Genomic DNA, 13,758 nt, shown 5'->3' on the forward strand with positions numbered 1-13,758 from the left:
GCGGCTCCGCCGCGTGGGCGCGAGCAACGGACCACTCACCGGCACCCGGCAATGATCCGCACCACCCCGCCCCCGCCCCGCTCCGCACACCACCCCGCCGTGAGGCAGAATCGGCGGCGATGAGCACCTACCGCGACTTCACCGCCCCCATCGGCTCCCGCCGTGCCACGGCCCTGCGCACCGTCGGCACCCGGGAGCGCCGCTCGCACCTGACGGCCCCCCGCGTGCCCACGGTCGGCATCGACATCGGCGGTACGAAGGTCATGGCGGGTGTCGTCGACGCCGACGGCAACATCCTGGAGATGCTCCGCACGGAGACCCCGGACAAGTCCAAGAGCCCCAAGGTCGTCGAGGACACCATCGCCGAGCTGGTCCTGGACCTCTCCGACCGGCACGACGTGCACGCCGTCGGCATCGGCGCGGCCGGCTGGGTGGACGCCGACCGCAACCGGGTGCTGTTCGCCCCCCACCTTTCCTGGCGCAACGAACCGCTGCGCGACCGCCTCTCGGGCAGGCTGTCCGTCCCGGTCCTCGTGGACAACGACGCCAACACCGCAGCCTGGGCCGAGTGGCGCTTCGGTGCCGGCCGCGGCGAGGACCACCTCGTCATGATCACCCTCGGCACCGGCATCGGCGGCGCGATCCTGGAGGACGGCCAGGTCAAGCGCGGCAAGTACGGTGTGGCCGGCGAGTTCGGCCATATGCAGGTGGTGCCCGGCGGTCACCGCTGCCCGTGCGGCAACCGCGGCTGCTGGGAGCAGTACAGCTCCGGAAACGCCCTGGTCCGCGAGGCCCGCGAGCTGGCCGCCGCCGACTCGCCGGTCGCGTACGGGATCATCGAGCACGTCAAGGGCAGCATCGGCGACATCACCGGCCCGATGATCACCGAGCTGGCCCGCGACGGCGACGCCATGTGCATCGAACTGCTCCAGGACATCGGCCAGTGGCTCGGCGTCGGCATCGCCAACCTCGCCGCCGCCCTCGACCCCTCCTGCTTCGTGATCGGCGGCGGCGTCTCGGCCGCCGACGACCTGCTGATCGGCCCCGCCCGGGACGCCTTCAAGCGGCACCTCACCGGTCGCGGGTACCGCCCCGAGGCCCGCATCGTCCGCGCCCAGCTCGGCCCCGAGGCGGGCATGGTCGGCGCCGCCGACCTCGCCCGGCTGGTCGCCCGCCGCTTCCGCCGGGCCAAGCGCCGCCGCGTGGAGCGCTTCGAGCGCTACGAGCGGTACACGCAGTCCCTGCGCAGTACCCAGGAGACGCCGTGACCGCCTCCCTGCCCCACCAGGGCCCCTGGCCCGACGAGCCGGACCGTCCGGCCGAGGACCGCCGTCACATGATCCGCCGCAGGTCCCTCACCCTGCTGATCATCGTGCTGCTCATCGGCATCCCGGCCGGCTACCTCGTGATCTCCGCGAACCAGAGCCGCGACAGCGGCAAGGACAAGGAGGCCAAGTACTCCGCGACCGGCCTGACCGAGGGCTGGCCCTCCAAGCTCCAGCGCCGGATCTACCAGGTGCCCGTCCCGCACCCGGCCTGGCACGTGGCGTACTACGAGACCAACAACTGGAAGACCAGCCGCCTCTACACCCAGTTCGAGACCAACGCGGCCGGTCTGGACGCCTATCTGACCGGCCTGGGCGTGACCCGCAAGGACCTGAAGCAGGGCCACATCGCCATCGGCGCCCGCGACCGGAAGATCACCGGCTGGAAGTTCGCCACGAACGACTCCTGGTACGGCTTCGTCCACCGGCAGAAGAACCCGGCACCCACCCATGACGTGGTCGTGGACCTGTCCAACCCGGCGTACCCGTGGGTGTACGTCGTGGGCCGGACCGTGCCCTAGGCGGCGCGGGTCGCGGAGGTCCGTCGGGAGAGGGCGGTGCCTCAGGGCGGCGCGGGTCGCGGAGACCCGTCGGGAGAGGGCGGTGCCTCAGGGGGGTGCGGGTCCGTGGAGATCTGTCGGGAGCCCCCGGGCCCGGCGTCGGGGCCGATTGTCAGACCCCGCCCGTAGAGTCGGAGACAACTGATCCGACACGCGGGGCGGGAGGTGGCAGGACGTATGCGACAGGCGGCCCAGGCGGCCGAGCGGGCGGGGGACGCGGCGGTCCCGGTCCGGCTCCCCGCCGTCTTCCTGCCCGCACCCCTCCCGCGCGAGGGCCGCATCGCCTTCTGGGACCCCGAGGGCGAACCCCTGCCCCCAGGGGAAGCGGAAAGCCCTGCGGACGCCGACGCCACCGAGCTGACCGTCGTACGACGGCACGGCGCCACCGGAGTCCGGCGGCACACCACCCCCGCGCTGACCCTCCCGCTCGACGCGGCCCTGCCCCTGCTCGTGCGCGCCCGGCACGACCCCGCGGCCCACCCCGCCACGGCCTGCTGGGGCGCCGCCGCCCTGCACGCCCTGCGGCTGACCGCCCGCGGTCGGCTGCTGCCCGGCCTCACCGCCACCGGCCACGACGCCTGGCGGGCCGGCCCCCTCGACCCGGACGACATCGCACACCTGCGCGCGGTGGCCGCCGCCCTGCCCTACGAGGGCCACGCCGTGCCGCTGCCCGGCCCCGGCCCGCTCCGGCTGCCCGAACCGGAAGCCCTGGTACGCGCCTTCCTCGACGCCGTCGCCGACACCCTGCCGCGCACCCCGGCCGCGCCCCACACCTCCGGCCGGCCCTTCGCCGCCCGCGAGGCCCAGCGGCTGCCCGCCGCCCACGACTGGGCCGCCGAGGTCGCCGCCGGCATGGACGCCGGCGTGCGGATCTCGCTCCGGCTGGACCTGTCGGCGTACGACCTGTTCGACAACGCCTCCCGCGGTGTCCGCAGCGCCGGAGCCGCGATCGTCCAGGTGCACAGCCTCGCCGACCCCACCCTCGTGGCCGACGCGGCGGCGCTGTGGGCGGGCGCCGCCGCCGACGCCTTCGGGCCCCGCGCACGCGTGGACGCGGCCCTCGCCGTCCGCCGCGCGGCCCGCGTCTGGCCGCCGCTCGACCGGCTCGCCGACCAGGACGTGCCCGACGTGCTGGCCCTGACCGAGGACGAACTGAGCGACCTGCTCGGTGTCGCGGCGACCCGGCTCGCCGCCGCCGGGGTCGCCGTGCACTGGCCGCGTGACCTCGCGCAGGACCTCTCCGCCGCGGCGGTGGTCCGCCCGGCCCCCGGCTCGGCGACCGACGGCACCGGCTTCTTCGAGAGCGAGGACCTCCTCCAGTTCCGCTGGCAGCTGGCGCTCGGCGGCGACCCGCTCACCGACACCGAGATGGACGCCCTCGCCGAGGCCCACCGCCCGGTCGTCCGGCTGCGCGACCAGTGGGTGCTGGTCGACCCGGCGCTCGTCCGCAAGGCCCGCAAACGGGATCTGGGCCTGCTCGACCCGGTCGACGCGCTGTCGGTCGCCCTCACCGGCACGGCCGACGTGGACGGCGAGACCGTCGAGGCGGTCCCCGTCGGCGCGCTGGCCGCCCTGCGCGACCGCCTCACCGCGGGGATCCGCCCGGCCGAACCGCCCCCGGGCCTGCACGCCACCCTCCGGGACTACCAGCTGCGGGGCCTGGCCTGGCTCGACCTGATGACCTCCCTCGGGCTCGGCGGCTGCCTCGCCGACGACATGGGTCTCGGCAAGACCGTCACCCTCATCGCCCTGCACCTGAGGCGGGCCCGCAGCGAACCGACCCTGGTCGTCTGCCCGGCCTCCCTGCTGGGCAACTGGCAGCGGGAGATCACCCGCTTCGCCCCCGGCGTCCCCGTCCGCCGCTTCCACGGCCCCGACCGCAGCCTCGACGACCTGGACGGCGGCTTCGTCCTCACCACCTACGGCACCATGCGCTCGGCGGCCCCCGCCCTGGCCGACCGCGCCTGGGGCATGGTCGTCGCCGACGAGGCGCAGCACGTCAAGAACCCCTACTCGGCCACCGCCAAGGCGCTGCGCACCATCCCGGCCCCCGCCCGCGTCGCCCTGACCGGCACGCCCGTCGAGAACAACCTCTCCGAGCTGTGGGCCCTGCTCGACTGGACCACCCCCGGCCTGCTCGGCCCGCTGAAGTCCTTCCGCGCCCGGCACGCGCGCGCCGTGGAGAACGGCGAGGACGAGGAGGCCGTGGAGCGCCTGGCCCGGCTGGTCCGGCCCTTCCTGCTGCGCCGCAAGAAGTCCGACCCGGGCATCGTGCCCGAGCTGCCGCCCAAGACCGAGACCGATCACCCGGTGCCGCTCACCCGCGAACAGGCCGCGCTGTACGAGGCGGTCGTCCGCGAGTCGATGCTCGCCATCGAGACGGCCGAGGGCATGCCCCGCCGGGGCCTGGTGCTGAAGCTCCTCACCTCGCTGAAGCAGATCTGCGACCACCCCGCGCTGTTCCTCAAGGAGGAGCCCAACCCGGCCGCCGGCGACCGGTTCGCCGCCCGCTCCGGCAAGCTCGCCCTGCTGGACGAGCTGCTGGACACCCTGCTCGCCGAGGACGGGTCCGCCCTCGTGTTCACCCAGTACGTCGGCATGGCCCGCCTGATCACCTCCCACCTGGCCACCCGCGCCGTCCCGGTCGACCTCCTCCACGGCGGCACGCCCGTGCCCGAGCGGGAGCGCATGGTGGACCGCTTCCAGGCCGGTTCGACGCCGGTGCTGGTCCTCTCCCTCAAGGCGGCCGGCACCGGCCTCAACCTCACCCGGGCGGGCCACGTCGTGCACTTCGACCGCTGGTGGAACCCGGCCGTCGAGGAACAGGCCACCGACCGCGCCTACCGCATCGGCCAGACCCAGCCGGTCCAGGTGCACCGCCTCATCACGGAGGGCACCGTCGAGGACCGCATCGCCGAGATGCTCCAGTCCAAGCGCGCGCTGGCCGACGCGATCCTCGGCTCCGGCGAGTCCTCCCTCACGGAACTGACGAACCGGGAGCTGACCGACCTGGTGTCCCTGCGGAGGTCGTCATGACACCCCGCGAGGACCACGCGGCCGCCCCCGGCGACGACGCGAAGAGCCCCCGCCCGGCCGACGCGGCCCGGCGCGCCCTGCGCGAGGCCCGCGAGCGGGCAGCCCAGGACCCGGCCCGCCCGGATCCGTCCCCGGCCGGGGGAGCCTCCCCCGAGCCCGCCGGCCCGGCCGACGCGGCCCGTGAGGCGCTGCGCAGGGCGGTGTCGGAGAAGCGGGGGAGTGGGCGTGAGGACACGGCTGACACCCGTACGGATGACGGGCCGGATCCGGAGGGTGTGGACGCGCTCCACGCGGTCGGCGCGCCGGACAGCGCAGAGGCGCCCCAAGACGATGGCGCGCCCCACAACGCCGATGCGCCCGAGGACACCCCGGCGGCTGTGCAGCCGCCTCCGCAGGACTTTGAAGGCCCGCTGACCAGCCCGGAGGAGACCAGCTCGGCCGGTAAGGCCTCCGAACCGCGGGCGGCGGACGTCGCGCGCGAGGCGCTGCGTGCGGCGCGGGACGACGCGCGGCGGGCCCGGGAGGAGACCGAACGGGAAGGCGCCCGCCGCAGGCGCCGGGCCCGGCAGAGCGCCGTGGACGCCAGGGCGGCGGCCGCGCGACGAGCGGGCGCGGACGCCCCGGGCCGGGGTGCGCGTGACGTACGGCAGTTGCTGTCCGACGCCTTCCGGATGCCGAGCCTGACGGACGAGCCCTCGGACGACCAGGAGCGAACTGCCGGGCAGGAGACCCGGCCCACGCATATGACCGACCTGCCGCACGGCCCGGCCGCACCGAGCCGGCAAACGCCGGACAGCGGGCACGGGTTGGCCCCAGCGAGTCCGGAAACGCCGGACAGCGGGCAGGGGTTGGCCCCAGCGAGTCCGGAAACGCCGGACAGTGGGAACGGGTCGGCCCCCGCGAGCCGGGAAACGCCGGACAGCGGCCACGACCCGACCGCACCCAGCCCGGACGCGCCCGAGCGCGCCGGGAGCCCGGGGCTCCGGCCCAAAACCCCGATCATCCCGGTCACCCCGACCGCCGGGACCCACGCGGTCACCCCGACCGCCGGGACCCACGCGGTCACCCCGACCGCCGGGACCCACGCGGTCACCCCGACCGCCGGGACCCACACGGTCACCCCGACCGCCGGGACCCACACGGTCACCCCGACCGCCGGAACCGACGCGACCGTTCCGACCGCCGGAACCAACGCGACCGTTCCGACTGCCGGAACCGACGCGACCGTTCCGACCCCCGGGACCCACGCGACCGTTCCGGCCACCGGAACCAATGCCCCGGACGCCCGGGACCCGGCCCCCGCCCCGCCCGGCAACGGCCGGACCGACCAGGATCCGGCCCCCACCCCCCACCACGACGCCCCGCTCACCCACGCCACCCCACCCCGACCCCCCACCTCGGCACCCCGCCCCCGGTCGGCCCGCTCCATGGCCGCCCCCTCCCGGGACACCGACCTCCGCCGCACCTTCCCGCCCCTCCCACCCCGGGACGGCGGCCCCTTCGCCGAGAGCTGGTGGGGCAACGCCTGGGTCGAGGCGCTGGAGCGGGGCGCGTTGGACGTGAAGCGGCTGGAGCGCGGGCGGGGATACGCGGGGCAGGGCCATGTCGACGCCATCACCGTGACCCCCGGACTCGTGCTGGCCTACGTCCAGGGCAGCCGCCCCCGCCCCTACCGCGTCCAGGTGCGGCTGCGCACACTCGGCGACACCGACTGGGACCGCTTCCTGGACGCCGCAGCCGACCGCCCCGGGCACATCGCGGCACTGCTGGACAAGGAGATGCCCCAGTCGCTCGCGGAGTGCGGCGTGCCACTGCTGCCCGGCCCGGGCGACCTGGAGCCCCACTGCAGTTGCCCCGACCGCGGCCACCCCTGCAAACACGCGGCGGCCCTCTGCTACCAGACGGCCCGGCTGCTCGACGCCGACCCCTTCGTCCTGCTCCTGCTGCGCGGCCGGGGCGAGCGGGAGCTGCTCGACGCGCTGTCGCGGCTCAGCGCCACCCGCGCCGCGCGCGCCGTGCAGGACAGGGGCCCGGCACCCCTGCCCGGCGTGCGGGCCACCGAGGTGCTCGCCTCGCGCGCCCTCGCGCCCCTTCCCGCCCCACTGCCTCCGCCCGCCCACCCCGAGCAGCCCCCGGCCTACCCGGCGGCCCCGGGCGGCCCGGACCCCTTCGCGCTGGACCAGCTGGCCACCGACGCCGCCGCCCGGGCCCACGCCCTGCTCGGCACCGGCCGCGACCCGGTCGGTCAGCTGACCTTCTGGCAGGACGCGGTCCGCCTGGCCGCCGCCCGGCCCGGGGTGGGGCTCACCGCAGGGACACGGTCGCTGTACGCGTCCCTGGCCGCCGCGGCCGGCCGTACCCCGTCGGATCTGGCCCGCGCGGTCGCCGCCTGGCGCCAGGGCGGACCGGAGGGCCTCGCCGTACTGGAGGAGCCGTGGGACCCGCCGGCCGGGCGGTTCGACCGGGCCCGCCCCTTGCTGCTCGCCGCCGATCTGCCCGCCTTCCGCCCCTGGCGCAACCACCTCACCCACCCCCGGGGTCACCTCCAGCTCCGCCTCGGCCGCGACGGCCTCTGGTACGCGTACGAGTCCGAGCCGGGCCGCGACAACTGGTGGCCCAGAGGCACCCCCGACCTGGACCCGGTCGGCGCCCTCACGGGCCTGGGGCTGCCGGGCGACCTCTGACCAAACCCCGGGCGTTGCACGGGCATTTGCGTGAAGGCGGTGCGAGAGTTCCCCGGTGACATCCGGGAGCCGGGTGTCAGGAGGCGGGGACCCGCGTCGACGGTGCCTTTTCCGGCGCTTGGCGTGGAGCGGTGAGTGAGACCAAGGTCAGGGCTTCCTGGTCCGGGACGGCCCGCCCAGTTCGTGATCGCCGTGTGAGAACGGGAGATACGGCTGGGCCCCGCCGGGGACCTGCTCTGTTGGGCAGGCGCTGTCAGGGTTCGCAGAACTCGGGGGACGGATGCGTCGAGCCGTCGGCTTCCCCCGGCTGTGTGGGATTTCGTGAGACGTGAGAGGGTCTGGGGCGTGAGTGAGACACCGTCGAACACCCTGCAATACCGCTTTGACGGGCCAGAAGACGCTCCGGTCCTGATCCTGGGTCCCTCACTGGGTACCACCTGGCATAGGTTGTAGAAACCGTCCACGGGCGTCCAGTTGATCCAGGGTGAGCGCATAGATCCAGGTCAGAGCCCTGTGGCGTGAGTGGGTCCGCGGGGTTGGTGACCCGCTTGTGATCGCTCGTGACATGTGAGGACCCCCGTCGGCTTGCTGCGGCGGGACGTCGTCGTGCAGTTGGTCATGACGGATTGGGGCTTGCACTGGAGGCTTCGCTGTACTCCGGCTCGCCGCTCTCGAGTACGCGGAGGAGCGAGGCGGTGACGACGCGGGCGGTGCGGCCTATCGGCAGCACGCGGCATGGGAATTCTCCGCGGCGAACGAGGTCGTAGCTCCTCGATCTCGACCAGCCGAACGCCTGCACGGGGTCCTCGACGCTCGCCGTCTCACTGCAGGGGCGCGGCTGTGCTCGGGTCTGAACTGGCCGTGAGGCGTTTCGCAGGTCCGTGTCTGAGCTAGCGGTGATCATGATGCGGTCGGGGTGCTGAACGGCCGGCGACTGTGCCTGGTGCGTCTGCCGAAAGCAGGCCGAGACCGATGACGACTGGTGCGAACTCGTGGGACGAGATGCGCCCGTCTCCGGGCGGAGCCGTGGGCGGAGCCGTACGCCGTGGGTGCAGGAGCCTCTTCGGCGGGTACTCCGGCTCTCGCGGTGACTCGTGAGGTTTCCGGAACGGCGGCATCGGTTACACGCCGTTGTCGGATGTTTCGACTGACGTCGGCTCTCCGGGCGCCCTGCCGGAAGGACCGCGCGGGCCAGCGGGTGACGAGAAGGGGCACGCATGGCGGCGGTGGACGAGGGAGCGCGGACGTCGGACGGGACGGCGAAGCGGCTCGCGCAGGGCAGGGCCGTGGTACGGTGGCTGACGACCACCGATCACAAGGTCATCGCCCACATGTACCTGGTGACGGCCTTCGGCTTCTTCCTTTTCGCAGGTGTGCTCGCGATGCTGATGCGGGCCGAGCTGGCACGGCCCGGGCTGCAGATCGTCTCCGCGGACCAGTACAACCAGCTTTTCACCGTCCACGGCACGGTGATGATGCTGCTGTTCGCGACCCCCACGTTCGTGGGGTTCGCCAACGCGGTGATGCCGTTGCAGATCGGGGCACCCGATGTGGCGTTTCCACGGCTGAACGCCTACACCTACTGGGTGTACCTGTTCGGCGGCCTGATGGTGGTGTCGGGTTTCCTCACCGACAACGGAGCGGCCGACTTCGGGTGGTTCGCCTACGCCCCCCTCAATGGGCCCGCGCAGACCCCCGGAGCCGGTGGCGATCTGTGGGTGATGGGACTGGTCGTGTCCGGGCTCAGTACCATCCTGGGCGCCGTCAACTTCATCACCACCGTCATCTGCCTGCGGGCCCCCGGTATGACGCTCTTCCGGATGCCGATCTTCACGTGGAACGTGCTGTTCACGTCGATCCTGGTACTCCTGGCGTTCCCTGTGCTCACCGCCGCTCTCCTGGCGCTGTTCGCCGACCGTCGTTTCGGCGCCCACGTGTACGACCCGGCCAACGGGGGTGCGCTGCTGTGGCAGCACCTGTTCTGGTTCTTCGGGCATCCGGAGGTCTACATCGTCGCCCTACCGTTCTTCGGCATCATCACCGAGGTCATCCCGGTCTTCAGCCGCAAGCCGGTCTTCGGGTACTTCGGCCTGATCGGGGCGACCGTCGCCATCACGGGGCTGTCCGCGATCGTCTGGGCCCACCACATGTTCGCCACGGGTGCGGTGCTGCTGCCGTTCTTCTCGCTTGCGTCGTTCCTGATCGCGGTGCCGACGGGAGTGAAGTTCTTCAACTGGATCGGGACGATGTGGCGCGGTGCGCTGTCGTTCGAGACGCCCATGCTCTGGGGCGCTGGGCTTCCTCGCGACGTTCCTCTTCGGCGGGCTGACGGGAGTGCTGCTGGCGTCACCGCCGCTGGACTTCCACACCACCGACACTTACTTCGTCGTGGCGCACCTGCACTACGTGCTCTTCGGCACCGTCGTTTTCGCCATGTTCGCCGGCTTCTACTTCTGGTGGCCGAAGTTCACCGGCCGCTTGCTCGACGAGCAGCTCGGGAAAATGCATTTCTGGACTCTGTTCGTCGGCTTCCATCTGACGTTTCTCGTGCAGCACTGGCTGGGTGCCGAGGGGATGCCACGGCGTTACGCCGACTATCTGGACGCCGACGGTTTCACCGCCCTCAACACGATCTCGTCCATCGGCGCCTTTCTGCTGGGCGCCTCCACACTTCCCTTTCTCTACAACGTGTGGAAGACAGCGAGGCACGGGCTCAAGGTCACCGTGGACGACCCCTGGGGATTCGGGCGCTCCCTCGAATGGGCGACCTCTTGCCCGCCCCCGCAGCACAACTTCGTCGCCCTGCCCCGGATCCGGTCCGAGTCGCCGGCGTTCGACCTGCACCACCCTCGGCACGCCAGGCACGCGCATTCCCATTCGCCGTCCGGTGGCGATGCCGGGCAGGGGCGGACAGGCAACGGGGCCGACGAGGGGACCGGGAAGGGAGAGCGTCTGTGAAGGCCGAGACCGCTCTGTTCGCGGGCGTCAGCCTCTTCTTCGCCGTCAGCGCCACCCTCTACGGGTGGCTCTCGGCCGAGCCGGCGGGCACCGCCGCTCTGGTGGTCTCGTGCCTCATGTCGGCCCTGGTCGCCTTCTTCCTCTGGTACCGGCACCGCAGGGACGGGCTTCTGCCGAAGGACCGCAAGGACGTCCCGGTGCACGAGGCCACCGGGCCCGTGGCCTTCTTTCCGCCGCACAGCGCCTTCCCGGTGCTGGCGGCGGTGGGTACCGCGCTGCTCGGCCTGGGCGCGGTCTACGGACTGTGGCTGTTCCTGATCGGCGCCGGGGTGCTCCTCCCGGGTGTCTTGGGCTTCGTTTTCCAGTACGGCGCACGCGAGACGGAAACCGTGCGCCCGACCGGTGTGGAGGAGCTATGAACGGCAAGACACGGCAGACGGTTGTGGTGACTGGAGCGAGCGCCGGGATCGGGCGAGCGACCGCCACGATGTTCGGCGCCCGCGGCGCCAGGGTCGCACTGCTGGCCCGGGGACGTGCCGGCTTGGATGCGGCCGCAGCCGACGTACGGGCGGCCGGCGGGCAGGCGTTGCCCATCGTCACCGACATGACGGAATGGGACCAGGTGGAGACGGCCTCCCGCCGTGTCGAGGAGGAGCTCGGGCCGGTCGACGTCTGGGTGAACAACGCCTTCACAGCGGCCTTCGGCAAGTTCACCGACGTTTCCCCGGACGAGTTTCTGCAGGCCACGAGGTCGACGTATCTCGGCTATGTGCACGGCACCCGGGCCGCGCTGGAGCGCATGGTGCCACGGGACAGCGGCGCGGTGGTGCAAGTGGGCTCCGCGCTCGCCTACCGGGGCATCCCGCTGCAGAGCGCGTACTGCGGCGCCAAGCACGCCATCCAGGGGTTCACCGAGTCCGTGCGGTGCGAGTTGCTGCACGACAAGTCCCGGGTGCGCGTCACGATGGTCCAGATGCCGGCCGTCAACACCCCGCAGTTCACTTGGTTGCGTACCCATCTGCCCCGTCACGCCCAGCCGGTGCCTCCGATCTACCAACCCGAGGTCGCCGCCCGCGCTGTACTGCGCGCCGCCGACCACCCCCAGCGACGCGAGTACTGGGTAGGTACGTCCACGGCGCTGACACTACTGGCCAACGCCGTCGTACCCGGGCTGCTCGACCGCTATCTGGCCCGTACGGGGATCGACTCCCAGCAGACGGACGCCCGTCCGCGGCCCGAAGGGCACGGCAATCTCTTCGCGCCGGCGGACGAAAAGGAGGACTACGGAGCCCACGGCGTGTTCGACGACCAGGCCCACTCCTTCGACCCGCAGGTGTGGGCGAGTCGCCATCACCTGGGCAAGGCGGCGGCCGTGGCGGGACTCGCCGGCGCGGGATATGCGTTGCTGCGCCGCCATGGCGGGCACTGAGGCACGTCATTCGCTCCGGCCGCGCCCGCCCGTGCCGGCCGGAGCCGCGTCGTCGCGATCTTCACCGTCGTCGGCGTCGTGGGCGTCCTCGCCGGGGAGCGCTACCCGGTCGCCGTGGAACCAGGCGCTGAGCGCCCACCTCAGCCGGGTCAGCCGACCCGTCGACGTGCCGACCGGTGGCGCCGGCAGCGGACGGGGCACGTCTCGGGAAACGAGAGCATGACGTGCCTGCGCGGTGACGGGAGTGTGGGAGTCGCGATAACCGCCCTCCACCGACTGCGCGACGTCTCCAGTCTCACTGCCTTTTCCAAGGCGCGTGCGGTCATGCCACTGCAGGGCCAGGCACACCCGCCGGGTGAGCCAGAAGGCCAGTAGGGGTCCGGCGAGGACGGCGACGCGGAGGCACCAGGTGAGCGCGTTCAGCGAGATGTCGAAGACGTGCGCGAGGATGTCCTGGCCGCCGGCCAGGAGCAGCAGTCCGTAAAAGGTGAGGCCGGCGACGCCCAGGGCGGTGCGGACGGGGACGTCGCGCGGCCGGTCGCACAGGTGCCGCTCGTCCCTGTCGCCGGTGATCCAGCGTTCCATGAAGGGATAGAGGTACAGCGCGAGGAAGAACAGCAGCGGGAAGACGACGGCGGGCAGGAACGGGTTCCAGGAGACGGTGTGGCCCCACAACCGGGTCTCGAACCCCGGCAGGAGCCGCATCGCGCCCTCCACGAAGCCCAGGTACCAGTCGGGCTGGGCACCGCTGGAGACCTGGTCGGGCCGGTAGGGGCCGTAGTTCCACACCGGGTTGATCTGGGCGACCGCCCCCAGGACCGCGAGCACCCCGAAGACGATGGCCAGCAGGCCGACCGATTGAGCGGCGAACTGCGGGAACATCGGCTTGCCCACCACGTTCCGGTTGGTGCGGCCGGGGCCGGGCCATTGGGTGTGCTTGAGGTGGAATACCAGGATGAGGTGAAGGACTACGCCCGCGAGCAGCGCGCCCGGCAGGAGCAGGATGTGCACGGGGTACAGCCGGGAGACGATGTCGTGCCCGGGGAACTCCCCGCCGAACAGGAACATGCTCAGGTAGGTGCCGACCACGGGTACGGACAGCACGAAGCCCTGCGCTGTCCGCAGTCCGGTGCCCGACAGCAGGTCGTCGGGGAGCGAGTAGCCGGCGAAGCCCTCCAGCATCGTGAGCAGCAACAGGGTGAGCCCGATCAGCCAGTTGGCCTCACGCGGCCGCCGGAATGCTCCGGTGAAGAAGACGCGCAGCATGTGCACGCCGACGGAGGCGGCCATCACCAGTGCGGCCCAGTGATGGATCTGGCGGATCAGCAGACCACCGCGAACGTCGAAGCTGATATGCACGGTGGAGGCGAACGCCTCGCTCATCCGGACGCCGCGCAGCGGCACGTACGAGCCCTGGTAGACGACCTCGGACATGCTCGGCTGGAAGAACAGCGTCAGCCACACACCGGTCACCAGCAGCACGACGAAGCTGTACAGCGCCAGTTCGCCCAGCAGGAAGGACCAGTGGTCGGGGAAGGTCTTGCGCAGTGTGGTGCGTGCGACGTCCACCAGGGGCAGGCGCCGGTCGAGGTGGAGCGTGGCCTCCCCGGCCGCCCTTGCGGCCCTCTGCTTCAGCAGTGCTCTGCTGCGGGACAGCAGCACACGCAACACCCCCGACGATTCGCGGACAGATCGGAAAAGGCGTACCCCGAGGACGGGTTTCCATCGCACTGCAGCCGGCACGGGTGCGCACGGTGGACTCCCGG

General features: G+C 72.4%; 7 protein-coding genes and 2 pseudogenes. 8 read left to right on the forward strand and 1 reads right to left on the reverse strand.

Going from position 1 to position 13,758, the window contains the following annotated elements; translation table 11 throughout:
• The first annotated feature begins 119 nt into the window (after nt 1–119).
• From ACFZDE_RS25735 to ACFZDE_RS25770, 8 genes and pseudogenes are all read left to right on the forward strand, one after another.
• Complete coding sequence (locus tag ACFZDE_RS25735; RefSeq protein ID WP_033306570.1) at nt 120–1,268, forward strand: ROK family glucokinase; 1,149 nt, start codon at nt 120–122, stop codon at nt 1,266–1,268.
• Nucleotides 1,265–1,846, forward strand: a complete 582-nt coding sequence (locus ACFZDE_RS25740) for a sugar kinase (RefSeq protein ID WP_390995148.1) — start codon at nt 1,265–1,267, stop codon at nt 1,844–1,846. Before ACFZDE_RS25735 ends, ACFZDE_RS25740 begins: the two co-directional genes overlap by 4 nt.
• A 216-nt stretch (nt 1,847–2,062) precedes the next feature.
• Entirely contained in the window at nt 2,063–4,921 is a 2,859-nt protein-coding gene (locus tag ACFZDE_RS25745; RefSeq protein WP_391203501.1) for an SNF2-related protein, read from the forward strand.
• On the forward strand, nt 4,918–7,605 hold the full coding sequence (locus tag ACFZDE_RS25750) for an SWIM zinc finger family protein (RefSeq protein WP_391203504.1): 2,688 nt from the start codon (nt 4,918–4,920) through the stop codon (nt 7,603–7,605). Before ACFZDE_RS25745 ends, ACFZDE_RS25750 begins: the two co-directional genes overlap by 4 nt.
• A gap of 345 nt (nt 7,606–7,950) precedes the next feature.
• Nucleotides 7,951–8,049, forward strand: a pseudogene (locus tag ACFZDE_RS25755) (3-oxoadipate enol-lactone hydrolase); the annotation flags it as partial.
• Nucleotides 8,050–8,822: 773 nt separating this feature from the next.
• Nucleotides 8,823–10,563 (forward strand): annotated as a pseudogene (gene ctaD, locus ACFZDE_RS25760) (cytochrome c oxidase subunit I).
• Nucleotides 10,560–10,982 (forward strand): cytochrome c oxidase subunit 4, encoded by a 423-nt coding sequence (locus tag ACFZDE_RS25765; RefSeq protein ID WP_391203507.1) that lies wholly within the window; start codon nt 10,560–10,562, stop codon nt 10,980–10,982. Before ctaD ends, ACFZDE_RS25765 begins: the two are co-directional and overlap by 4 nt.
• Nucleotides 10,979–11,992 carry an SDR family oxidoreductase gene (locus ACFZDE_RS25770; protein WP_391203510.1) on the forward strand — a complete coding sequence of 338 codons (1,014 nt, stop codon included), beginning with the start codon at nt 10,979–10,981 and terminating at the stop codon, nt 11,990–11,992. The genes ACFZDE_RS25765 and ACFZDE_RS25770 overlap by 4 nt, the downstream gene beginning before the upstream one ends.
• 6 nt (nt 11,993–11,998) lie before the next feature.
• Here the strand turns inward: ACFZDE_RS25770 and ACFZDE_RS25775 are convergent, their stop codons facing one another.
• Nucleotides 11,999–13,654: a cytochrome b N-terminal domain-containing protein gene (locus tag ACFZDE_RS25775; protein ID WP_391203513.1), complete on the reverse strand. Its 1,656-nt coding sequence runs from the start codon at nt 13,652–13,654 to the stop codon at nt 11,999–12,001.
• Between the last annotated feature and the right edge of the window lie 104 nt (nt 13,655–13,758).

It is taken from the genome of Streptomyces sp. NPDC007929 (genome assembly GCF_042959065.1).
In the GTDB taxonomy this organism is placed as follows: Bacteria; Actinomycetota; Actinomycetes; order Streptomycetales; family Streptomycetaceae; genus Streptomyces.

Coding starts and splice junctions, on each gene's coding strand:
- ACFZDE_RS25735 (WP_033306570.1), top strand. CDS start 120: ATGAGCACCTACCGCGACTTCACCGCCCCCATCGGCTCCCGCCGTGCC.
- ACFZDE_RS25770 (WP_391203510.1), top strand. CDS start 10,979: ATGAACGGCAAGACACGGCAGACGGTTGTGGTGACTGGAGCGAGCGCC.
- ACFZDE_RS25750 (WP_391203504.1), top strand. CDS start 4,918: ATGACACCCCGCGAGGACCACGCGGCCGCCCCCGGCGACGACGCGAAG.
- ACFZDE_RS25745 (WP_391203501.1), top strand. CDS start 2,063: ATGCGACAGGCGGCCCAGGCGGCCGAGCGGGCGGGGGACGCGGCGGTC.